Origin of the sequence: Shewanella sp. SW24 (genome assembly GCF_025653395.1) — a bacterium.
GTDB lineage: Bacteria > Pseudomonadota > Gammaproteobacteria > Enterobacterales > Shewanellaceae > Shewanella > Shewanella oncorhynchi.
The window spans coordinates 1-23,453 of sequence record NZ_JAKKSH010000008.1 but is presented as its reverse complement, the minus strand read 5'-3'; the positions used below and the strand labels follow the sequence as shown (position 1 = coordinate 23,453).

The following is a 23,453-nucleotide window of genomic DNA, read 5'->3' as shown; positions in this document are numbered from 1 at the left end:
ACTAGCTTGATTTTTTAACGGGAAAGCGCAACACATCGTCTGAAAACGCTCCCGTAGAGGCTTTGCAGGATCGACGTGGGCCTTGCTCACTCATGTTGATCGGCACGCCATTTGGCACTAACTCTTGCATGATATAGTCGATAAAGCGTCGACAGGCTAAACTCACGTAACGTCTTGATGGATAAGCTAAGAAACACTCGCCTTGGTGAGGCTGGATTTCAGGTAGCAAAGTCACTAACTCACCGCTTTGTACATATTCATCCACGACTTCAGCAGGCGCATACACTATGCCGCGTCCTTGCAATCCAAACTCAACCGCCACTTCAATACTGTTCGAGCAGAAATTACCTCTGACTCTCACCTCTTGTTCTGAACCGATAAATAACTCATTAAAGATTTTGCCGTTGGATAAACGGAACATAGACACATTATGTGCTTCAATCTCTTTCGGTGTTTTAGGTGTGCCATGTGCCGCTAAATATTGAGGACTCGCGTAAAAACGTAAGTCAGTGGTAAAAATTGGCCGCACCACTAAATCTAAGGTATCCAACGCAGGCTCGACCACAAAAGCCACATCAAGATTATGTTTCACCATATCAACGGATTCTGAACTGCTGATGACTTCTAAGGTGAGTTTAGGGTGCATATCCATAAAGCGGAAAATGGCTTGCATCAAGATTTTCATGCTGTGGATAGGGAACATTTGAATACGCAAATGCCCGCTGATCTCAGCATCGTCATTGGTCATTTCAAAAAGGGTTTCGTCGAGCTGAGCCAAAATATTCTGCGAGCGCTGGTAAAAATGGCTGCCCGCAGAAGTGAGCGTCATAGAGCGGCTCTGACGGTGGAACAATTTAATGTTCAGCTCATCTTCCAAGGCTTGCAAACGTCGACTCACAGTCGATTTAGGTAAGTTAAGTAAATCCGCCGCTTCAATCAAACTACCGGTTTCAGCAATTCGGTGGAATAACGCTAAGTCCTCTGTCTTCATTTTGACCTTAAGTTCAATCTCATTATGTGGGACTGATAATCCCAAAGTATCCCGTTTATTGCAACTAATTTAGCTGGTATCTTCGCGCCCAGAAATGCTGACAATTTGTTAACTAGGAAATCTCCACCATGAAATCATATCGACTCTTGCCGCTGACAATGCTGCTTCCAGCCCTGATCAGTGGTTGTTCGCCTGCGGAAAGTTCAGTGCAAGTGGCAACAATTCGTCCGGTTAAACTGTTTGAAGTACTCAATGTAGAAGACGGAGATTTCAGAACATTTCCAGCCCGCGTTGCCGCCAATAGTCGCGCAGAATTGTCGTTCCGCATTTCAGGACAATTAACAGAATTAGCATTAGTTGAAGGGCAAAGAGTCACTCAAGGTAGCTTACTCGCAAAACTTGATGACAGGGACGCCCACAATAATTTAATGACCCGCGAGGCGGAGCATGAACTGTTAGCCGCTGACTTTAAACGTAAAGTCGAGCTACTCAATCGCAAGCTGATTTCACAATCTGAGTTTGATAGCACTCAAGCGCAACTCAAATCGGCCACCGCCGCCTTAGCCGCTGCACGCGATCAACTGAGTTACACCCATTTAACGGCACCTTTTAGCGGTACAGTCGCCAAACGTTTAGTGGATAACCACCAAATAGTGCAAGCAAACCAAGGGGTATTAACATTACAAAACAATAATTTGCTCGATATTAGCATTCAAGTTCCCGAGTCGATGGCGGCGGGTTTGAAGCAATATACCGATCAAGCTCATTTTACAGCTAAGGTGCGTTTTAGTGCCTTCCCCGAGCAAAGTTTCGATGCCAAATTTAAAGAATACTCGACTCAAGTCACGCCGGGCACCCAAGCCTATGAAGTGGTGTTTTCGTTACCTCAACCTCAAGATATTCAGTTACTTCCAGGAATGAGTGCCGAGTTGACCTTAGCCTTAGTCAAAGATCCTAGTGCCCTTTCGTCAACGGTAGTGCCAGTGACCGCTATCGATAAGCGCGACCAAGATGGCCAAGTGCAAGTGTGGATTTATCAAGCGCAATCGGGTGAAGTAAAACCGACGATGGTGACGCTAGGACGCGTGAGTAATCAAGGTGTTGAGATTTTAACGGGCGTCAACAAGGGCGATCTCATCGTCAGCGCTGGAGTGTCTCAATTATCCGATGGCATGAAAGTCAAACCACTACGCTGGCAGCGTGGGGTGTAATTGATGAACATTGCAGAGTATTCGATACGCCACAAAGTCATCAGTTGGATGTTTGTGTTGCTACTACTCGTGGGTGGTGGCGTCAGTTTTACCGGTTTGGGGCAACTAGAATTCCCCGAATTTACCATTAAAGAAGCTTTAGTGATCACGGCTTATCCCGGTGCCTCGCCTGAGCAAGTTGAAGAAGAAGTGACATTACCGCTCGAAGATGCCCTGCAGCAACTCGACGCCATTAAGCATGTGACTTCAATTAATAGTGCGGGTTTATCACAAATCCAAATCGAGATTAAAGAAAGCTACGATAAAACCAGCCTGCCGCAGGTGTGGGATGAAGTGCGTCGTAAAGTCAATGATGCTGCGGGAAACTTGCCGCCAGGCACAGCAACGCCACAGGTGATGGACGACTTTGGCGATGTGTATGGCATTTTATTTAACCTTTCGGGACCTGATTACAGCAACCGCGAGTTGAGCAATTACGCCGACTATCTGCGCCGCGAGCTAGTGCTAGTACCTGGAGTGAAAAAGGTTTCTGTTGCTGGCAACGTCACCGAGCAAGTCGTGATTGAAATCTCCCAGCAAAAGCTATCGGCACTGGGGTTAGATCAGAGCTATATCTATGGCTTAGTGAACAATCAAAACGTCGTCTCTAACGCGGGCAGCTTAGTGATTGGCGATAACCGTATCCGCATTCATCCCACGGGCGAATTTAGCAATGTGCAGGATCTAGCGCGTTTAATCGTCAGCCCTCCGGGTAGCTCTGAGCTGATTTACCTTGGCGACATTGCCAATATTGAAAGGGATTATGACGAAACCCCTAACGTGCTTTATCACAATAAAGGCGAAGCAGCGTTATCGCTGGGGATTTCTTTCTCTAGTGGTGTGAATGTAGTCGAAATCGGGCAAAAGGTCAGTGACCGTTTAGCCGAGCTTGAATCGCAACGCCCAATCGGCATGAATTTAGCGACGGTTTATAATCAAAGCCAGGCGGTAGATGAGACAGTTAACGGCTTCTTAATCAACCTAATGGAATCCATTGCCATAGTGATCGCCGTGCTTCTGCTGTTTATGGGATTGCGCTCAGGCCTGTTGATGGGCCTGATCTTACTGCTGACGATTCTAGGTACTTTTATCGTGATGAAAGTGCTCGGGATTGAGCTACAGCTCATCTCCCTCGGCGCACTCATTATTGCCCTTGGTATGTTGGTCGATAACGCCATTGTCGTTACTGAAGGCATTTTAATTGGTATCCGTCGCGGTAAGACCCGTTTGGAAGCGGCCAAACAGATAGTGTCCCAAACCCAGTGGCCGTTATTGGGCGCGACTGTGATTGCCATTATTGCCTTTGCCCCCATTGGCTTATCGCAAAATGCCGCCGGTGAGTTCTGCCGTTCTTTATTCCAAGTGTTGATGATTTCACTGTTTATCAGCTGGATCACCGCCATCACACTCACGCCGTTTTTCTGTCATCTGTTATTTAAAGATGCGCCGAGCGATGAAGAAGCCCAAGACCCCTACAAGGGCTGGTTCTTCAGCTTATATCGCACAAGCTTAATTGTAGCGCTGCGCTTTAGACTGGTGAGCATACTGCTGGTTATCACTATGCTTTTCAGCGCTGTGGTGGGCTTTGGTCATATCAAGAATGTGTTCTTTCCTGCTTCTAACACGCCGATTTTCTTTGTGGATATCTGGATGCCAGAGGGGACTGACATCAAGGCGACCGAGCGTTTTACCGCTGATATCGAGAAGTTAATGCTTACGCTGAACGAGCAAAAAGACGTTGGGCTAAAACACTTAACAACCGTTATTGGCCAAGGTTCGCAGCGCTTCGTACTGCCCTATCAGCCAGAAAAAGGCTATCCCGCCTTTGCCCAGTTGATTGTAGAAATGCAGGATTTAGACGCAGTTAAAGCCTATATGCCAGAATTAGAAACCTTGTTAAATCAACGTTTCCCACAGGCACAATATCGTTTAAAAAACATGGAGAACGGCCCTTCGCCCGCCGCCAAAATTGAGGCACGCTTTTACGGTGATAACCCAGAAGTGCTGCGCGCTTTAGGTGCTCAAGCCGAGGCGATTTTCCACGCCGAACCAAGCATGGATGGCATACGTCACAACTGGCGTAATCAGGTGCCCCTGATCCGTCCGCAACTGGAAAATGCCCAAGCGCGCGAAACAGGGATCAGTAAGCAAGATCTCGACAATGCCCTATTGGTTAACTTTAGCGGTAAGCAAATTGGTTTATACCGAGAAACCAGCCACTTGCTGCCCATCGTCGCCAGAGCGCCCGCCGAAGAACGTTTGCAGGCCGACAGCCTATGGAAGCTGCAAATTTGGAGCAGCGAACACAATACCTTTGTGCCCGCCACCCAAGTAGTCAGTAGCTTCAACACTGAGTGGGAAAATCCGCTGGTGATGCGCCGCGATCGCATGCGCATGCTCGCAGTAATGGCCGATCCTAAGCTTGGTAGCAATGAAACTGCCGATTCTGTACTGCGCAAAATCAAAGACCATGTCGAAGCGATCAGCTTGCCCGCGGGTTACCGCTTGGAATGGGGCGGTGAATTTGAAACCGCAGGTGAAGCACAAGCGTCGGTATTTAGCTCAATTCCCTTAGGTTATCTGGCGATGTTTTTGATTACCGTATTCTTGTTCAACTCAGTGCGTCAGCCCTTAGTGATCTGGTTTACTGTGCCACTGGCATTGATTGGGGTTTCAGCGGGACTCTTGTTGTTCGATGCGCCCTTCAGCTTTATGGCACTACTCGGATTACTGAGTTTGTCGGGCATGGTGATTAAAAACGGTATTGTCTTGGTCGATCAGATCAACCTCGAGCTCAGTGAAGGTAAACCAGCCTATTTTGCCTTAATCGACTCCTGTGTCAGCCGTGTTCGTCCAGTGATGATGGCCGCGATAACCACTATGCTCGGGATGATACCGCTGATCCCCGACGCGTTTTTCGGTTCTATGGCGATTACAATTATTTTCGGTCTAGGCTTCGCTTCTCTGCTGACGCTCATCGTACTGCCAGTGATGTACAGCCTAGTATTCAATATCAAAGCGACGGCAACAGGAGGTCAATCACCCAGCTAACCTGCTCCGCATTTTATCCAAAAACGCTTCCCGGCGCGGCCGGTCAGTCATTCGTGGCTGGCTGGCCATTTCATTTTTGATCTATTACGGTTTGAGGGACAATTTAAACAAGCACATCCATTAGATAAACAAGTTTGGCAAACTGAGATTGGTCTTTAATTACGATAACTAATATGACTGATAAATAAATATATTAATTAAAAAACATGAACTATCAGTTCCATATTTTCACCGCTAATACGGGACAATTATCTGTTACACACATTTACACGAGTAAATAGCAGCGGTATATTTAGTGCTGATTATTCATTTACAATGCCATCTGAAATACCACTACCTATAACTAACAACATAAACAATGTTATTACTTTGTTAGCATAATAATTTATGTTTGAGAAACATCATGAAATTACGCTTTGATAGCGTCCAGACAATGAGTAAACAGACAATATTACTGGCAGTTATTAGCACTTTACTAATACTCACTACAATCCCGTTTATCTGTAGGTCATTCTGGCTCGCACTTGTACTATTATGGTATGTTTTTTGTAGTTTTTAATTCTAAAATTAATTAGAAATCTGTCTAATCAAAAACTTTATTGCTTCAAACAGAAAATTTTCAGTCATTTATACATAACATCAGCCTCACTACAAAACATTGCTTTTAATAGAGATTAGATAAAAAAGAGTTTTCGATGAAATATGCAAAGAAAATTTTATTTGTGACTATTAGAGCACATCTAATTTATACGGTAATATTTTTACCGAGTACTTTCGCAGAAAATATCAATTATAGTCATTATGGGCCACTTCGTGTGCATGCCCAATCACCTACACATGCGGGTAGCTTAACGCCTCTACTTCGTTCAGGATTTGCACTGCCTGAAGGGAAAAAAGAGATATACGGATCTGCAACAGTAGCAAGTGTATGGGCTGAAACTGACGATTACTATGCTGACTATTATCATAATTCTCTTAATGGCGGAATAAAGTGGCAACTCACTGAAAAATGGATGTTTGATACTAATTATAAGTGGAGTTTTAGTGGGGATAACCATCTTGACTCGGTCACTATCTGGTTTCATGATGCATTTGGTGTGGGTCAAAATGGCCGCGACAATACAATCAAAGACAAAAACCAAATATTTTCAAAGAATGGTATCAATCAACCTGATCTTTCTGGCGATACGCTAACGAATGCCCTAAATTTCTATTTAGAATATCAATTACTTAGTGAGGATAATTATGGTCTATCACTAGGTGGCAGCTTATATTACAACCATGTTAATTCTGGCCCATTTGTAGATAACCGTTTTGAACAAGCATTACAGCTGAATTATAGCTATACATCTGGAATGCATCATTTTTACTCCACAACAGGTATAAGCTTTAGACAAAATGATGAAAGTCTATCTGGAATAGACTATAAAGATCATGCAGTAATGTTATCTTTAGGTTATGAGTATTTAATAGGACGCCATGGTTGGCTTATTGAATTACATCATTATGAAGGTTTACTCAAAACAGATAATGACTTTTCAAAACCTTCTCACGAAGTATTTCTAGGCTATAGGTATTATCTGAATAACAGTGCAATTGAATTCACTATCGTCGAAAACCTACTCAACATGGACAACAGCACTGATATTGCTTTTTCTCTTGGATACAGAGTCATGATTTAAAAATACCTTACTTTATCACATGAATGCGATCCAAAAGCTTTTATCTAATATCATGTTAACTCTTATACCTGAGTGGGCGGGTTATTAGGATTGGAGTTTTTTAAGAGTGAAATGGCTATTACGGGGGAGGTGAACCAGCGGCACAGGTCAGATTGATTCAGTCGGCCACTGGTATCTAAGGGATATTAGGGAGAAAACTCAAGCGAATAAACGCGATAATCAACTGAGTTAATCCAATAACAAACTAACGCAACAAGCGACTAAGACAATACGAGACTCATACTAAGACTTAGGGTCTTTGTCCTGCGCTTTATCAGAGAGTTGATGGCTAGCGGGTTTGATATCACTTGGATCGACTTTATGTTCAAAGTCTCCCTCAAACACATTACCGTCCTTTTTCACACTATCATCAAATGGCGCTTGACCAAATGGGTCCTGTGGCTTAGGCCCAAAGGGACCTTGGCCCGCTTGAAAGCCACCGTGCATTGTGCCCTGTAAACCGGCAACAACCCGTAACTGCATGCGTTTGAACAACAAGGCTGCAATGGGGCGACGGGTTAATGGCGTCAAGAATAATAGGCCAATGGCATCGGTTACAAAACCGGGGATCACGAGCAAGATGCCCGCCATAGCTAACATCATGCCCTCGACAATTTCTTGCCCCGGTGCTTCACCACGGGCGAGTTTTTGTTGTACTTGCATTAAGGTGTTTAAGCCTTGGCTGCGAACCAGAGAGACCCCGAGCACGGCGGTAAACAGCACTAAACCTATGGTAGTCCAAGTGCCAAGCACTTCACCCACACGGATCAGCACCGACAGCTCTATTACTGGGATCAGCACAAAGAGTAAAAATATAATGAAAAACATACCGACCTCAGGTTTATCTGACTATCTCTGTAAACTAAATGGGGGTTATCCGGTCTTAATTCAAGTCAGGATAACCATTAGGACCAAGTAAGGGAGCAAAACACTGATATTTAGCTCACCCTTTTGTTAACCCGCTAATGTATGAGACCATTAAAACACGTAAAGTAGCCTAACGAAGTTGGCTTAAGCGAACTTTAAGATTCTTAAGAGACGATACCTAACACTATGCAGCATCAGTATTTAGTGGTTAGCACTACCTGCCCCGATGAAGTACAAGCCAATACTTTGGCCCGAGCTTTAATTGAGTCGCGTATTGCCGCTTGTGTTCAGATTTCCGCCCCGATACGTTCAATTTATGCTTGGGAAGGAAAAATCTGTGAAGAGCAAGAATTTAGCTTACAGATTAAATGTTTACAAAGTCGATATACAGAGTTAGAACAACTTGTGCTTAGGCTTCACCCTTATCAAGTACCCGAAATTATTGCCGTGCCTGTGACCCACGGGCTACCAGCCTACTTAGATTGGATAAAAGACAACACTCAGCCATGAAAAAACTACTCAGCCTTATTTTCACTTCTTTATTGCTTCTTGCGCCCTTAGCTCATAGTGAAGGGGTTTTCGGTAACAAATTCGACTTCATGAAGGGTGAGCCTGAATTGATGCCTGTCGATCAAGCATTTGTCTTCGATTCCAAGCAGGAAGGTAATCAGGTCAAACTCAATTGGGTGATTGCCGACGGTTACTATATGTACCGCGACAAGCTTAAATTTAGCGTCAATGGTGCCGAGTTAGGCACGGTCGCTCTACCAAAGGGAAAGCCCCATGAAGATGAGTATTTTGGTAAGCAAGAAGTCTATTATACCTATGTCGATATTCCCGTTGGTTTAAAACAGGCCGATGAAAATGCCACACTCACAGTGACCTTTATGGGTTGTGCCGAAGGTAAATTGTGTTATCCACCGACCAAGCATGAAGTCGTTTTAAAGGCGATTGCAGCCAACGATGGCTTAATTGCAGGCGCCGAATCAACCACGACGACTGAGCAAACCAGCACTGAGCCAAGCACTGCCGATAAAGCCAATACGCAACCCATTACTCAGCAAGATACCCTGAGCCAAATGCTGTCGAACGACAGTTTAATTTGGACTTTAGTGATTTTCTTTGGTCTAGGTGTCGGTCTGGCATTAACGCCCTGCGTATTCCCTATGTATCCGATTTTGTCGGGTATTATTGTCGGCCAAGGGCAAAAGCTCTCAACCGCAAAAGCCTTTACCCTGTCCATGGCTTACGTCCAAGGCATGGCAATCACTTACTCTATCTTAGGGTTAGTGGTTGCATCGGCGGGACTAAAATACCAAGCGGCATTACAACATCCTGCCGTATTAGTCGTACTCGCGATTTTGTTCTTTGTGCTCAGCTTATCTATGTTTGGCCTATACGATTTGAAACTGCCATCGAGCTGGCAGGAGAAGATGAACTCAGTCTCGAATAATCAAAAAGGCGGCAACTTAGTTGGCGTGTTTTTGATGGGCGTGATTTCTGGCCTTGTCGCATCACCTTGTACTACCGCGCCGCTGTCGGGTGCACTCGTTTATGTGGCCCAAACCGGCGACCTACTCCAAGGCTTCTTAGCCCTGTATGTGCTGAGTATGGGTATGGGATTACCACTACTGATTATCGGCACCTCAGGCGGTAAATTATTACCGAGAGCCGGCGCTTGGATGGACATCATCAAGACTATCTTCGGCTTCCTGCTGATCGCTGTATCTATCGTGATGCTTGGCCGCATTTGGACAGGCGTAGTATCCGATGTGCTTTGGTCACTGTGGGGCGTAAGCTTCACCGGCTACTTGATGCATCAGAACAAACTCAGTGAATTTAACTGGAAACAAACTGTACGTTCAGTCCTATTAACGCTGGCGCTACTGGCGAGCTTCTCCTACGGATTCCAAGCTGTGATGGGACACTTTGGTTTTAATAACAATTCCGTAGGCACTGCGGCGACGACCGAAGAAGTCCATGGCTTTAAACGCATTAAATCGATTGAAGATCTTGAGCAAGAAATTGCAGCCGCTACCGCCCAAGGTAAGCCAGTGATGCTCGATCTGTACGCCGATTGGTGTGTTGCCTGTAAAGAGTTCGAAGCCATCACCTTTAAAGATGCCAACGTGTTAGCCCGCATGAATAAAATCGTACTGCTACAAGCGGATGTGACTAAGAGTGACAAGGTCGATGTGGCCTTACTCGAAAAATACAATGTGCTTGGTTTGCCTACGCTGTTGATGTTTAACGAACAAGGTGAGCAAAGGGAAGATTTACGCGTGACTGGTTTTATGGGCTCCAAAGATTTTGCAACCCATTTAGATCATCTCGTGAAATAGTGACGATTTAGGCTTAGACCACCAGAGTGATTTAGTTCACTCGAGTTTTAACAGCCAAGTGTATTTACCGCAACACCAATAAAAAGCGGACTTTTTTCATTAAAAGTCCGCTTTTTTATCCAAGTGTCATAGATTTCTTATACAATCACTTACAATTTTAGACTTTTTAGATTGGAGCATCATGGAACCAGGCATCCTCATTATTACACTCATCTGCGGCATGCTCGTCAGCCGTATAGGACTCCCTCCGCTCATCGGCTACTTAGTGGCAGGCTTTGTACTGTTCATCTTAGGAATAGATAAAGAAAGCCTGCCATTACTGCAAGAACTCGCCAGCCTAGGCGTCACTTTACTGTTGTTCGCCATAGGGTTAAAACTCGATATTCGTAGCCTGTTCAAGGCCGAAGTATGGGCGGGTTCGAGTGTGCACTTAGTACTCTCGATCGTGATTTTTGTGCCGATTCTGAAACTCTTCGGCTTACTGGGCTTAAGCCAACTCACGAGTCTGAACCTAGAACAACTGACGTTAATTGCCTTCGCGTTAAGCTTCTCCAGCACCGTATTTGCGGTCAAAGTGTTAGAAGATAAAGGCGACGTGCAATCCCTCTACGGCCGGGTCGCTATTGGTATCTTGATTATGCAGGATATCTTCGCCGTACTGTTTTTAACCATTTCTAAAGGCGATGTACCTTCGGTATGGGCCTTTGCATTACTCTTACTGCCACTAGCTAAACCGCTCATCTATAAAGCGTTCGACCGTGTCGGCCACGGTGAACTCTTAGTCCTTTTCGGCCTAGTTATGGCACTCGTGGTTGGCGCTTGGTTATTTGAATCTGTTGGTTTAAAACCCGATCTCGGCGCACTGATTATCGGTATCTTGTTGGCGGGCCACAAAAAGTCCTCCGAGCTGGCAAAATCCCTGTTCTATTTTAAAGAACTCTTCCTCGTTGCCTTCTTCTTAACCATAGGACTCAATGGCTTACCTACGGTATCGGATATCGTCCTCGCGGCGCTATTGGTGTTGTTAGTGCCACTTAAAATCCTGTTGTTTGTCTACATTCTGACTCGCTTTAAACTGCGTTCACGTACCTCTATGTTGGGCTCGTTTAACCTAGGTAACTTCAGTGAATTCGGTTTAATCGTCGCCGCAGTAGCCACCTATAAAGGTTGGTTACCTCCTGAGTGGCTAGTGATCATCGCCGTGGCATTAAGCTTTAGTTTTTTACTCGCCGCGCCACTTAACGCCACCGTCGGTAATATCTACCAGCGATTCCAGCAGCGTTTAATCAAGCTCGAAAAACGCCCGTTACACCCAGAAGACAGACCCATCGCCATTGGCAATCCACGCTTTTTAATCTTAGGCATGGGCCGTATTGGTAGCGGTGCCTATGATGAACTCAGGGAACAATTTGATGGGGAAATTCTCGGTATTGAACACAAGCAAGACTTAGTCGACTTACATAAAACAAAGGGTCGCAATGTAGTGCAAGGTGACGCCTCAGATACCGACTTTTGGGAAAAACTCGACAGAGCACCTAATCTTGAACTGGTACTGCTAGCCATGCCGCACCACGCGGGAAATATGTTTGCAGTTGAGCAACTCAAAAAACTGAATTATCAAGGCAAAATCAGTGCAATTGTGCAGTACAGTGACGATGCTGCGGCGCTTCGAGAATCGGGTGTACACAGTGTGTACAACCTGTACGAAGCCGCAGGTGCCGGTTTTGTGGATCATGTGATTTACGAGCTATTGCAAAACTCGGAGAAAAACACAGTTCAAGCGGAAGATACTGTACAAGTGCCTGATCCTAAACTTAATGCGGAGCCACGTAGTTAAGTGCCTGCTAATGCTGCATTAAATTAAAATCACGCCATAACAGGTCGCACAAACGAGCAGTAACATCCTCTGCTAGTTTGTGCGGCATCCAACTAAATGCTGACTAATCTTTACAAATCAATTAACTAGATAAAACACTCAATACGCTATTTTGCCTCCTCATCCCAGTATCGATTTACTCATTGCAGCCTATCGCCATTTCAGCAAAAAATCTCAGTTACATCACTGACTCAGTCGTGATATAAATCGATGACGGTAACGAAATTAGCTCAGCTTTTTTGGAATTTTTTACAGCATGTCAAACCCTGCGCAACGCGCCACTAAGTTATTTGTCCAAACCTTTGGCACTAAAGCCGATGATTTATATCAAGCCCCAGGGCGCGTCAATCTGATCGGTGAATACACGGATTACAACGACGGTTTTGTACTCCCGGCAGCCATTAATTTTCATACAGTGATTGCGGTAAAACGCCGTGACGACACTAAGTTTCGAGCCGTCGCCGATGCGTTTCCCGGACAAATTAAAGAGTGGGTTTTCGGCCAAGAAAACGACATGGACCCGCAAGATGGCTGGGTGAATTACCTCAAAGGTTTTACTGCGGCTATGGCGCAAACTGGCTTATTAGCCAAGGGCTTAGACTTAGCCATTGTGGGCGATGTGCCACTTGCCGCAGGTCTTTCATCTTCGGGCGCACTCGTTGTCGCCTTCGGTACAGCCATTAGTGATACCAGCCAACTGCATTTATCCCCAATGGCAGTGGCGCAACTCGCACAGCGCGGCGAACACAGGTATGTTGAGTCGGCCTGTGGCATCATGGATCAAATGTGCAGCGCCATGGGTGAGCAAGACCATGCACTCCTGATTGACTGCTTAGATCTCGATAGCGAAGCTATTCCCATTCCAGAAAACCTAAGCCTTATCATCATAGATGCCCATATCGAGAAACAACGCTTAGCCGCGACCAATGAGCAACGTCGCACTGAGTGTGCACAAGCGGCAGAGTACTTTGGCTTAGATGCTCTGCGTCACCTCGATTTACGCCAACTAGAAAGCGCAAAGGCCGATTTAGATGAAGTGTTATACCGCCGGGCGAAACACGTAGTCACTGAGAACCAAAGAACTCAAAATGCTGCCCGCGCCCTAGAGCAAAATAACATCCAAAAATTCAGTCGTTTAATGGCAGAATCCCATGCTTCTCTGCGTGATGATTTTGAAGTCACACTGCCCGAATTTGATACTTTAGTTGAAATTGTTAGCCAAGTGATCGGCGAACGTGGTGGCATCCGCATGACCGACGGCTGCGTGGTCGCCTTAGTCGACCATGAACTGACGGACGCTGTTGTTGCCGCCGTTGAACATGAATTCTTCGAAAAAACCGCCATCGATGCCACAGTGTATTTATGTTCCGCCAGCGCTGGCGCGGGCCGCATCGATAACTAGCCAGAACAGGCAATTTGCTAGAACAAGCACTTAGCCGCACTTAAACCAAAAACAACCGAATAGAGTGACTACGCCGTCGATAACATACGAATTCATCACTGAACTTTATGCTGTTGATGGCAAATAATAGGGTTAACATACTAATTTAACACAATAAGTAGTGAGCATATTCAACACAGAGGGAAGCTAAATGGTACGTTTCAGTGTTTTGGATCCTTGGATAGATCCCCGCGGCGGTGAAATCGAACGGGTTCGGATCGACAATGGCATACTCGCATTAGAAGTCATCAGCTTAGGCGGTATTATCCGCGCTCTGTGGACTCCTGATAAACACGGCGAACGTGCCAATATCGTCTTAGGTTGTGATAGCGCCGAAGATTACTTGACCCAATCGGCTCATTTAGGTGCCATTGCAGGCCGCTTTGCAAATCGCATCGCTAACGGCAAAATGCACTATCAAGGGCATGATTATCAATTAGATGTAAACCAAGCGACTAACTGTTTGCACGGCGGCCGTGAGGGTTTTAATCGTAAAAACTGGCAACTAGGTCAACTCCCCGACGGTGTGCGTTTGACCTTAATGAGCCCAGATGGCGACATGGGTTTCCCCGGTAATTGCACGGTTCAGCTGGATTACCGCCTCGCAGGCAATAATTTGTACGTAGAAATCTTAGCCTCCGTCGATAAAGCCTGTCCCGTAAGCCTCACCCAGCACAGTTATTTCAACCTCGATGGTTCAGAGACCAATCACGAGCATCTGATGCAAATCGATGCCAAGCGCTATCTGACCATGAACGATGTCAGTGTTCCCACAGGTATTGCCCAGACGACAGGGTCGATTTTCGATTTAAGTCAACCAATACGCTTAGGTGACAAGCTGCATGCCGCTGAACTCGCAAGCACTCGCGGTTATGATCACTGTTATATGATGAATAATCCCGATGGCTCACTCGCCCGTTTTGGCTGTTTAAGCAGTCCCATCAGCGGTCGCGCTATGACGGTTTATACTAATCAACCGAGTGTGCAGCTGTACTGTGCTAATTTTTTAAATGGCACTGTAGGTCGCAATCAACAGGTATTAAATCAACATCATGCTGTGTGTTTAGAGCCGCAGATGCTGCCAGACTCACCGAACCAAGGCGAGCGCTTTGGTGATAACGTTTGGTTAATGCCAGGCAAGGTTTATCACCACATCAGTCGTTATCAGTTCGATGCCGATGCGTAGCCATTCGCAATAAAAATTGAGAAAACGAGGAAAAACGCGGTTTAGCAGAAGGGAATAAATAAAGCGATAAGGAATAAAATAAACACTACTTTATTCCTTACACTCACAGTGTTAGCCCTTAGGCCGACACTGTGTTAATCATCAAAATCATCGCCCCAATCATCGTCAAAATCCACGCCAACGGCATCAGATTCGACTTCTGGTTCAACTTCAGGCTTCGCCTTACGTACAGGCGCAGTTTCCTTCACGTTGTTCAAGTCAATGCGAGCTTGATGTTTACTCATAAATTGAGATCTTGCCGCCTTCCATGCACCACCAAACTTAGCCTCAGCAGCTTTTAACGCAGCCTCATCTAAGTCGTATAGGTTCACTTTGACTATATCTTCCACATACTCAATGATCGCATCGCGATCGGTATTGTATAGGTAGATACGTCCTGGGGAGGCATCGGGCAGCTGGTTGTCATGGACGACAATCGCGTTGCCTTTCGATGTTCTCAGCTCACCATACCAAACCTGTTTCTTTGCTGTGTTATACATATATGCTAATACCCTTAAATCAACACATACACCATGAGTTTTTTAGCCTGAATAAGCGAAGCATCGCTTGCTTTGATCCACGAATAGCGCCTGAAAGTCTCTGACGTTTTCAACTGGGTATTTTTACAGAATATTTCCGATAATCAATGCCTCATACCATGAAATTTTCACTAATTACGTATTAATTTCTGCCAAAGTACCCAAAAAGTTTAATCATTAACGACTTTAGTCTAAAAAATCGACGCGGCAAGTTTTATTCCCAAGAAAAAGCAATCATATCTATGGTGTTTGATGAGTCATCAACGTTAACAATTCTAGGTTGCTGTAAAGTTAACCATCAAGGTTATCCATGAGGATTTAATTACAGCGCTACAAACTCATATTTACCGAACAATGACTAAGCCACTATGATGTCAGAATGTCTTCTAGATTGACTCGAATGGCAGCGACTTAAAGCAAATATGTCGCTGCAAAACCAAGTATGCCTAGCTCAAATGACAGTCAGTATTACTTTGCCTCTGTGCTCACCCGACTCCATCAAAGCATGGGCTTTAGCAGCCTGTGCTAATGGAAAGGTTGCAAAAATATTGGGGACAATTTTATGGGCGTTTAACAACGGCCAAACTTTCTCCAATAATTCAGCAGCAATGGCGGCTTTGGCCTCCACGCTCTGCGGTCTTAGGGTCGACCCTGTCCACATGATACGTTTTGCCATCAGGCGGAAAATCTCAACCTCGGCCTTAGGCCCCCGTTGCATAGCTACCGACACCATACGCCCGTCCATCGCTAAGGCTTGTAAGTCAAGATTGATAAAATCACCACCCGCGATATCAAATACCACGTTTACGCCCTTATCTTGAGTGAGTGCCATCACAGGTTCAACAAAGTTTTGAGTACGATAGTTGATGACTTCAGCGGCGCCAAGGCTCAAGCAATAATCGCGTTTCTCATCCTGTCCCGTCGTAGCTATTACTTTTGAACCCAGCGCACTGGCCAACTGAATAGCCGTACTACCAATGCCACCTGAGCCACCGTGGATCAGTACCGTCTCGCCCGCTTTGAGTCCCGCACGCATAAACAGGTTACCCCATACGGTGAAGAAGGTTTCTGGCAGCGCTGCTGCCTGCACATAACTAAAACCCGTCGGGATCGGCAAACAATGGGCCGCATAGGTGAGCACATACTCGCCATAACCACCGCCCGGCACTAAGGCGCATACCTTATCGCCAACTTGCCATTGGCTCACGCCGTCACCGAGGACACAAATATCCCCAGCAACCTCAAGACCAATAATCGGTGATGCACCCGGTGGCGGTGGATACGCGCCCACCCTTTGTTTAACATCGGGGCCATTCACTCCTGCTGCATGCACGCGGATCAACACTTGCCCCGCCGCAGGGACAGGCAAAGGTGAGCGCGATAGCCGCATCACCTCGGGCGCCCCAGGTTGCTCAACATGAATATGGGTGTACTCGCTTGGTAAAGCTGACATAAAAGCTCCTGTGAGAATGGCACCAACCTAATAGCAGATTGCTATGCTTAAACGGTTCGTTTGCTAAACCTTAATGCGGCTAAGCTAGCGCAATTTCAAGCCAAATAGCCACAGTTATTCCATTCTATATTCCATCGCACTAAATCAAGCGGCTGACGTTAACCATTTGAACTGAAAGCTGAACCTAAGCTGAACAGAAAAGATGTATCAAAAAAATATTATGACAAATACTAGATATATTAAAAACTTACAGCCATTATTCTGAGGCATTATTTGCTGGCTGCGATGTTTGTCGCGCTATTGTTATCACGCAAATAATCCAATGAGGTTTGATGCAAGTCTGTGTTAAATGCATCAAATAACGCCCAAGGAAGATCTGCTTTGCAGACTAGATAACTACGGATACACAATGAAAAACACACTACTCTTCGCAGCAATTAGCTTAGCGATTGCAACTCCCGTTCTTGCCCATAACACTCATGCAAGCCCCCCATTAGGCAACAACACACCAAACAGTTCACCAGCTCAACCCGTCCCGCCACCGCCCTCTGCACCAATTAGCTTAATTGAATCACATAGACCGCTACTGCGGGAGACGCCATTGATGGCATCCCCCAATGATCCGACGATGACAGAGCAGCCTAAGATTCATTCACGCCAGAAACGTCAGATAGAGGTCTCGGAGCAACCCCCACTTAAGTTGCAGAATCGTAGCGCCGCGATGCAAGTCAGCGACTGCAGTGACTTTGTTGGGAAATCAGGTCAGGCACTAGTCAATGAACTGAGCCAATCGACACCCGAATGCGTCGGTAAGCTCTATAGCCTCAAAGGCAGTGCTGCGACCGCGCTATTTAGCGAGGCCAATGTGATCAGTGTGGCTAATGCCATTGCCGCTAAAGCCAAGGACTACACTGGGGTCGATGTTCAGCATCTTGAGTCCCATATTTACTTTGTCCGCGCCGCCCTCTATGTGCAGTTTTACAGCCCAAATGATGTGCCCGCTTACAGCAGCGCCGCTAAGGCCAGCTTAAAATCAGCCCTCAACGCTTTATTTGCGAACGCTGCGATTTGGACAGTCTCCGATGCTAATGCTGGCGTGTTGAAAGAAGCCTTAATCCTGATTGACTCAGCCGAGCTCGGCGCCGAGTTTAATCATGTCACTATCAAAGTGCTTACGGACTACGACGCTTACTGGCAAGCCAGTTTCGCCATGAACGCCGCAGCAAACTCAGTGTTTACCACCTTATTCCGCGCCCAATGGAATGATGACATGCAGGCGCTGTTCGCGCGTGATCAAGGGATTTTAGATGCGCTGAATAACTTCCAACTCGAACATCGCAACTTGTTAGGCACCAATGCAGAGTACCTTTTGGTCAACTCAGTTAAAGAGTTATCTAGGCTGTATTACATTGATGCCATGCGCCCGCGAGTGACCCAGCTGGTCAAAAACATCCTCAGCAGCACCAGCAAAACCGAACCGAGCAAAGTGCTTTGGTACGCGGCGGCAGAAATGGCAGACTATTACGATCGCAGCCATTGTAACGATTACAATATCTGTGGTTTTAAGGCGCAGTTAGAAGCCGATGCTTTACCTTTTAATTGGAAATGCTCCGACAGTCTCAAGATCCGCGCCCAAGATCTCTATCAAGATCAAGCCAAATGGGCCTGTGATGTGCTGACCAGCCAAGAAAGTTATTTCCACAGTAAACTCGAAACGGGCATGCAACCCGTGGGGCAGGATAACAACGATGACTTAGAGCTAGTGATCTTCGGCAGTTCGTCTGAGTATAAATCCTTAGCCAACAGTATATTTGGTATCAGTACCGACAATGGCGGCATGTATTTAGAAGGCTCACCCGCCGGACTCAAAAATCAGGCACGTTTCATCGCCTATGAAGCCGAATGGCGCACGCCGGATTTCCACGTCTGGAACCTGCAACACGAATACGTACACTACCTCGATGGACGCTATAACCTGTTTGGTGACTTTAGTCGTGGCACTTCGGCCAATACCATTTGGTGGATTGAAGGCCTCGCGGAATACATCTCTTACCGTGACGCAAACCCTGCGGCAATTGCCATGGGCGAAACCGGTGAGTTTATGTTATCGACCATCTTCAAAAACAACTATGAATCTGGCCAAGACCGCATCTATCGCTGGGGCTATCTAGCGGTGCGTTTCATGTTTGAACACCACAGGGACGATGTGAGACAGATTCTAGCCTACCTACGCAACGATCAATATGCAGAATATCAAGCCTTTATGGATAATATCGGCACACGTTACGATAACGAATGGCAGGGTTGGCTCGCCAGTGGTTTAAGCACGGCTGACGATGGCATAGTCGATAAGGGCCCGAGTGATGTCGACGCTGAGCCTAGTGGCCGCGAAGGCAACTGGACAGGACCAGCAGGCACTATCAGTAAGGATTACTCGCCTTGCCAAGTGACTAATGAAGCCTACCGTTACACTGAATCGGCCAGCCTGAAAATTAATGTGCCGATGGAATGTATCGATTCAAAACTCGGCCGCGCCAGTTTCAGCTTCACCAATACCGATCGCACAGCCCAAGAGCTTTGGATCAAGATTGGCGGTGGTTGGGGAGATGCCGACATTTATTTCGATTCTAGAGGCTGGGCAAGCCCTGAGCAAAACCAAGGGGCTGGTATCGGTAATGGTAATTATCAAGTGATTAAGGTGCAGTTAAACCCTAACGAGTATTGGCACTACATTACCTTATCGGGGGACTTTGGTGGTGTCGATATGCAAGTCAGCACCACTGAGCTATTTGCTGATATCGACCCCGATCTGGGGGATGGCGGCGTGGATCCTGAGCCACCAGCCAATTGCGGCGCAGCGACCTTAAATTACGGTAAGCTCACCCTAGGCAAAAATGAGTGCATCAGTGGCGGGCGTAACAGCTTCTACTTCTGGGTTGAGGAAGATAATACCCAGTTCACAGTCACCACTAAGGGCGGCGTTGGGGATGCCAATATTTACTTCAATGCCAGTCAGTGGGCCGACGCAGATAATGCCGATGCAAAGAGCGCTCAAGCAGGAAATCAAGAATCGCTTAGCTTCAGCGCCAATCGTGGCTGGCGTTATATCACGATTGATACTGCCACTGAGTTTAGCGGCGTAACACTGACCTTAAGCACAGGCACGAGTAACACACCCGAGCCAGTGCTCATTGCCAACGCCTGCGCGACGCAATCACCCTTAAGTTATGGTGAGCTCAGTGCTGGCAAAGCCATTTGCACCGCCGATGGGCGCAACGACTATTACCTTTGGGTACCAGAGGGAACGAATCAGCTAAGCATCAACTCCGCCCACGGCAGTGGTGATGTTAGCCTGTTTTCGGGGACGACTTGGGCGAATGCTCAACACTTCGATGCAGCCTCTGTGACACCCGCCAACACGCGGGAAAGTATCACAGTCAATGCACCAAACGTGGGTTGGTATTACATCACAGTGCAGAGTGAGCCCCAGAGTGCGGGAGTCGCACTGCAGGTTGATTTACGCTAGTTTGATGACTTGCATCGCTTAAGTAAGCAGTTTTAGCCATTACGCATAAATCAAGCATTTGAATAAATAGCAAAATCCCTGCTTCTGCAGGGATTTTTATTGAAGATAAGCTGAATAAGCGACACTGACGTCATAGAGTCTTTAGCGGCAATACGTTATTAGCGCATCCCTTCGAGCAATTGCACTCTCTCCTTGGCCCTTGCTGCATAGTCGTTTGAAAACCGCTCTGCCATTTCAATGCTCTGCTGATAAAGCGTTAACGCTGCTTTTGCATCGGCCGGTCCACCCTCGCCTTTATCTAACAGGGTTGCGAACTGGAAGTAAGCATTGCCTAGAATATCCGCTTGCAAGCCTTGTTTGGCACCCAAGGTTGTCACTTTTTCTAACCAGTATCTCGCGTTAACCGTATCTCGATAGGGTTCCAATAACAGGATATTGGCAAGTTCAGCGGCGGCGTAAAGATCTCGCTCGGCGGCAATTATCCAAAACTCCTCGCTCTGCTCAAAGTCCTCTTTAAAGTAGTAATAGGTTTCGGCGGCATCTCGCGCTAAATCAGGTTGAGCTTTAACGCTTTGGCGATAATTTTCCAATGCCGTTGTAGCATTAAAATAGGGCGAACAAGATAACACTTGATAAAACGCCATCAGACTTCTTGCCTCAGGCAACCCTTGGTCAACTAGCTGATTTAACTGCTGCCATGCTTGCGTTTCACGAACCTTATCCGCACCTGTATTAACCAAGCCACGCTCAATAACCGATAAAGGTAAACGGATTAACTCAAGCTTTGCCGCATTATCGCCAAAGCTTGCGGCGCGCTCCAGCCAATAGATCTTTTCATCGGCACGCCCCGCGTAACCCGCTTGATCTCGCAGCCAATGCAGCGCCTCAATATCGCCAGCTTCAGCGGCTTCACGGTAATATTTCTGTGCCTTAATTTTATCCTTGGGTAAGGCGTGCCCAAGCTCATAGATACGTGCTAACAATCGTTTATCAGCAGCCTTTGAACTCTGAGCTAAGGTATTGATTTGTGATTCAGGTTTACCATAGGCATACAATTTCACATCACCGTTAGCATAAGTATATTGAGTACCATCGGGATAATTCACCTCAACCGTATCAGGCTGATACCAAACATTGACCTCATACTGTTCGGCAATCTGTGGATTAAAATTCACCCGCATCACAGTCTCATCACCGCGACGAACCGCTTGAGTATAAGGACTAGCCCATAGGCTAGAAATTTGCTGCAAACTACTTTTCAGCCTAGCCTCGAAGGGTTTGTCTTCCTTAGGAGAATGAATAAATACTGGATAGTAAACTGGCGCTAAAGATAAAGGCGTAGTCGCAAGCAACGAATTATCCGCCTCGCTACCCGCATAAATAGGATCGATATTAAGTTCATGACTTAAATAAAAATCATCGTGGGGTGACACTTGAGTCGGCAACGTAGTTTGGCTAGCAACTTGTGCCGCATCCACAACAGAAGTGCGCTGCAACTTAGCAAGATATTGTTGTTTAAGTGCTTTAGCCCTTTGCCACAACGGATGGTTCGGCAGTATTGTCACATCGAGCATTAAATCCTCAAGCCGCCACTGACAATCGCCGCCACCGTTCAAAGCTAAGGGCAGCGAAAACTCACTCGCTTTGCTACCACTGCTAATCACTTGCCGCAGCACTGAGGTTTCTTCGAATGTCGCGCGGTAGGGATTAGCAATATCACCACTGGGAAAACGGATTTCCTTTCGGGTACAAACAGATGAAACGTAATAACCGACAAGTTCTAATTGCGTATTAGCAGGTAATACACCAACAAACTCGAAACGCGGACTATCTACAGGTGCAGTCACTTGATCGACGGGCAACTCACTACGAAATAAGGAATCCCAAAAAGAGGCCATGGCGGGAGAGGCAAACATCAATCCAGCCGAGCAAGCCAAATATAAAAAAGCCCTATGAAGGCAATGTAACAAACTCATAATGCCAGCTCTCCGTCGCTGATGAGGCAAATCCACTCGCACTTAAACACTCGCTTAAATACAACAAAGATCATTAAGTTATCGACAAAAAATTAAGCCAACGCGTTTAGCCGTTGGCTTAAATCATAACGTATTTACAGGCAAGTTGAACCCATGCCTGTCAGCCTAGGGGCGATAAACCCAGCACATAAAACTCAACTTAAGCACTTCGCAGTCTAGCAAGCACATCCTTGGCCTTCAATTCCGCCATAGCGACATAGGCCACAGGCACTACAAATAACGAGAAGAAAGTGCCCGCTAACAGACCTCCGACTAAGACTAAACCTATGTTAGCTAATCCTAACGAGCCCGGTCCCGATGCCAAGGCTAAAGGAATCGCACTTAAAATCATGGTTAAAGACGTCATTAGAATCGGTCTTAAACGAGATTTGGCACTGCTTCGCGCCGCCTCAATCGCACTCAAACCTTGGTCTTGTTGCTTATTGGCAAACTCCACCAGCAAGATACCGTGTTTAGTCACTAGCCCCACTAAGGTTAATAAACCAATCTGCGAATAGATATTCACACTCTGGCCAAACAAGGCTAAGGTCAATAACGCACCGACAATACACAAGGGCACTGTCAGTAAGATAATTAAGGGATCGACAAAACTTTCGAACTGCGCAGCCAAAATCAAATAGATAAACACCAATGCCAGCAAGAATAGCGACTGAGTGCCCGCCTGCGAATCCATAAGATCCTTCACCACACCATTGTATTTAAAGCCTTGGGCATCATTAAGCAATGTCGGCAATTGTTCATCTAAGTAGGTTTTGATTTCATCAGTTGAATAACCGGGCATAATATCTGCCGTCAATTCAGCGCTATCAAGACCCATAAACGTCTTAATGTTAGATTCTGCCGTGGTCTGTTTAATCGACACAAATTGCGACAATGGCAGTGCTTGCCCTGAAGGATCCCCTCATAAATCAGCCATAGCATAGCCATATTTGAGCAACTGATTGGCGAATAATACCCAGGCCGCCAGCAATTCTTTCTCCGTGATTTGATAATCAGGCCGCCTGAGTACCTCCAATCCCAAGCGAATCGTTGAGAGTACCGTTCGATGCCCAATGGTATTGGCCTGAAAATGCTTATCCCAGCCCTGTTGCTGTGCGTGTAAACCAACTAGCCACAACAGGCATTGAACCATCAA

At 46.3% G+C, this 23,453-nt stretch carries 14 protein-coding genes and 2 pseudogenes; 9 read left to right on the top strand and 7 right to left on the bottom strand.

The annotated features are described in order from the left end of the window. Nucleotide 1: 1 nt before the first annotated feature. Nucleotides 2-991: a LysR family transcriptional regulator gene (locus tag L5M17_RS08365; protein WP_113940006.1), complete on the bottom strand. Its 990-nt coding sequence runs from the start codon at nucleotides 989-991 to the stop codon at nucleotides 2-4. Nucleotides 992-1,119: 128 nt separating this feature from the next. Here L5M17_RS08365 and L5M17_RS08360 point away from each other — a divergent pair, with 128 nt between their 5' ends. The 3 genes from L5M17_RS08360 (at nucleotide 1,120) to L5M17_RS08350 (ending at nucleotide 6,974) form a co-directional block, all read left to right on the top strand. Beyond that, nucleotides 1,120-2,202, top strand: coding sequence for an efflux RND transporter periplasmic adaptor subunit (locus L5M17_RS08360; RefSeq protein ID WP_263146628.1), 1,083 nt, complete (start codon nucleotides 1,120-1,122; stop codon nucleotides 2,200-2,202). A gap of 3 nt (nucleotides 2,203-2,205) precedes the next feature. After that, nucleotides 2,206-5,292 (top strand): efflux RND transporter permease subunit, encoded by a 3,087-nt coding sequence (locus tag L5M17_RS08355; protein WP_263146625.1) that lies wholly within the window; start codon nucleotides 2,206-2,208, stop codon nucleotides 5,290-5,292. A gap of 695 nt (nucleotides 5,293-5,987) precedes the next feature. Then, complete coding sequence (locus L5M17_RS08350; protein ID WP_263146623.1) at nucleotides 5,988-6,974, top strand: DUF3187 family protein; 987 nt, start codon at nucleotides 5,988-5,990, stop codon at nucleotides 6,972-6,974. A gap of 282 nt (nucleotides 6,975-7,256) precedes the next feature. Here the strand turns inward: L5M17_RS08350 and L5M17_RS08345 are convergent, their stop codons facing one another. Further along, on the bottom strand, nucleotides 7,257-7,841 hold the full coding sequence (locus tag L5M17_RS08345) for an FxsA family protein (protein WP_113940009.1): 585 nt from the start codon (nucleotides 7,839-7,841) through the stop codon (nucleotides 7,257-7,259). Between the two features lie 225 nt (nucleotides 7,842-8,066). Between L5M17_RS08345 and cutA the strand changes: the two genes are divergently transcribed. The 5 genes from cutA (at nucleotide 8,067) to L5M17_RS08320 (ending at nucleotide 14,725) form a co-directional block, all read left to right on the top strand. Beyond that, nucleotides 8,067-8,390: a divalent-cation tolerance protein CutA gene (cutA, locus tag L5M17_RS08340; protein ID WP_113940010.1), complete on the top strand. Its 324-nt coding sequence runs from the start codon at nucleotides 8,067-8,069 to the stop codon at nucleotides 8,388-8,390. After that, a complete protein-coding gene (locus L5M17_RS08335; RefSeq protein WP_263146620.1) occupies nucleotides 8,387-10,222 on the top strand; it encodes a protein-disulfide reductase DsbD in 1,836 nt (611 codons plus the stop codon). Before cutA ends, L5M17_RS08335 begins: the two co-directional genes overlap by 4 nt. 181 nt (nucleotides 10,223-10,403) lie before the next feature. Further along, nucleotides 10,404-12,059, top strand: coding sequence for a cation:proton antiporter family protein (locus L5M17_RS08330; protein ID WP_131524398.1), 1,656 nt, complete (start codon nucleotides 10,404-10,406; stop codon nucleotides 12,057-12,059). A 295-nt stretch (nucleotides 12,060-12,354) separates the two neighbouring features. Continuing rightward, nucleotides 12,355-13,500: a galactokinase gene (gene galK / locus L5M17_RS08325; RefSeq protein WP_028761840.1), complete on the top strand. Its 1,146-nt coding sequence runs from the start codon at nucleotides 12,355-12,357 to the stop codon at nucleotides 13,498-13,500. Nucleotides 13,501-13,690: 190 nt separating this feature from the next. Next, nucleotides 13,691-14,725 carry an aldose epimerase family protein gene (locus L5M17_RS08320; protein WP_263146618.1) on the top strand — a complete coding sequence of 345 codons (1,035 nt, stop codon included), beginning with the start codon at nucleotides 13,691-13,693 and terminating at the stop codon, nucleotides 14,723-14,725. Between the two features lie 134 nt (nucleotides 14,726-14,859). Here the strand turns inward: L5M17_RS08320 and L5M17_RS08315 are convergent, their stop codons facing one another. Next, the gene (locus L5M17_RS08315) at nucleotides 14,860-15,264 is read right to left on the bottom strand and encodes a hypothetical protein (RefSeq protein ID WP_105251357.1); all 405 of its coding nucleotides are present in this window, start codon (nucleotides 15,262-15,264) and stop codon (nucleotides 14,860-14,862) included. A gap of 490 nt (nucleotides 15,265-15,754) precedes the next feature. Beyond that, nucleotides 15,755-16,756: an NAD(P)H-quinone oxidoreductase gene (locus tag L5M17_RS08310; protein WP_263146616.1), complete on the bottom strand. Its 1,002-nt coding sequence runs from the start codon at nucleotides 16,754-16,756 to the stop codon at nucleotides 15,755-15,757. 409 nt (nucleotides 16,757-17,165) lie between these two features. Between L5M17_RS08310 and L5M17_RS08305 the strand changes: the two genes are divergently transcribed. After that, on the top strand, nucleotides 17,166-20,282 hold the full coding sequence (locus L5M17_RS08305; protein ID WP_263146614.1) for a M9 family metallopeptidase: 3,117 nt from the start codon (nucleotides 17,166-17,168) through the stop codon (nucleotides 20,280-20,282). Nucleotides 20,283-20,440: 158 nt separating this feature from the next. Here L5M17_RS08305 and L5M17_RS08300 read toward each other — a convergent pair whose 3' ends face one another. From L5M17_RS08300 to L5M17_RS08290, 3 genes and pseudogenes are all read right to left on the bottom strand, one after another. Then, nucleotides 20,441-22,258: a sel1 repeat family protein gene (locus L5M17_RS08300; protein ID WP_263146611.1), complete on the bottom strand. Its 1,818-nt coding sequence runs from the start codon at nucleotides 22,256-22,258 to the stop codon at nucleotides 20,441-20,443. A 199-nt stretch (nucleotides 22,259-22,457) separates the two neighbouring features. Next, nucleotides 22,458-23,210: pseudogene (locus tag L5M17_RS08295) on the bottom strand (efflux RND transporter permease subunit); the annotation flags it as partial. 9 nt (nucleotides 23,211-23,219) lie between these two features. After that, nucleotides 23,220-23,453 (bottom strand): annotated as a pseudogene (locus L5M17_RS08290) (IS4 family transposase); the annotation flags it as partial.

Excerpts from the sequence above, each read along its gene's own strand:
- L5M17_RS08360 (WP_263146628.1), top strand. The coding sequence starts at position 1,120 with ATGAAATCATATCGACTCTTGCCGCTGACAATGCTGCTTCCAGCCCTG.
- L5M17_RS08305 (WP_263146614.1), top strand. The coding sequence starts at position 17,166 with ATGAAAAACACACTACTCTTCGCAGCAATTAGCTTAGCGATTGCAACT.
- L5M17_RS08300 (WP_263146611.1), bottom strand. The coding sequence starts at position 22,258 with ATGAGTTTGTTACATTGCCTTCATAGGGCTTTTTTATATTTGGCTTGC.
- L5M17_RS08315 (WP_105251357.1), bottom strand. The coding sequence starts at position 15,264 with ATGTATAACACAGCAAAGAAACAGGTTTGGTATGGTGAGCTGAGAACA.
- L5M17_RS08335 (WP_263146620.1), top strand. The coding sequence starts at position 8,387 with ATGAAAAAACTACTCAGCCTTATTTTCACTTCTTTATTGCTTCTTGCG.
- L5M17_RS08330 (WP_131524398.1), top strand. The coding sequence starts at position 10,404 with ATGGAACCAGGCATCCTCATTATTACACTCATCTGCGGCATGCTCGTC.
- galK (WP_028761840.1), top strand. The coding sequence starts at position 12,355 with ATGTCAAACCCTGCGCAACGCGCCACTAAGTTATTTGTCCAAACCTTT.
- L5M17_RS08350 (WP_263146623.1), top strand. The coding sequence starts at position 5,988 with ATGAAATATGCAAAGAAAATTTTATTTGTGACTATTAGAGCACATCTA.
- cutA (WP_113940010.1), top strand. The coding sequence starts at position 8,067 with ATGCAGCATCAGTATTTAGTGGTTAGCACTACCTGCCCCGATGAAGTA.
- L5M17_RS08345 (WP_113940009.1), bottom strand. The coding sequence starts at position 7,841 with ATGTTTTTCATTATATTTTTACTCTTTGTGCTGATCCCAGTAATAGAG.
- L5M17_RS08310 (WP_263146616.1), bottom strand. The coding sequence starts at position 16,756 with ATGTCAGCTTTACCAAGCGAGTACACCCATATTCATGTTGAGCAACCT.
- L5M17_RS08355 (WP_263146625.1), top strand. The coding sequence starts at position 2,206 with ATGAACATTGCAGAGTATTCGATACGCCACAAAGTCATCAGTTGGATG.
- L5M17_RS08365 (WP_113940006.1), bottom strand. The coding sequence starts at position 991 with ATGAAGACAGAGGACTTAGCGTTATTCCACCGAATTGCTGAAACCGGT.
- L5M17_RS08320 (WP_263146618.1), top strand. The coding sequence starts at position 13,691 with ATGGTACGTTTCAGTGTTTTGGATCCTTGGATAGATCCCCGCGGCGGT.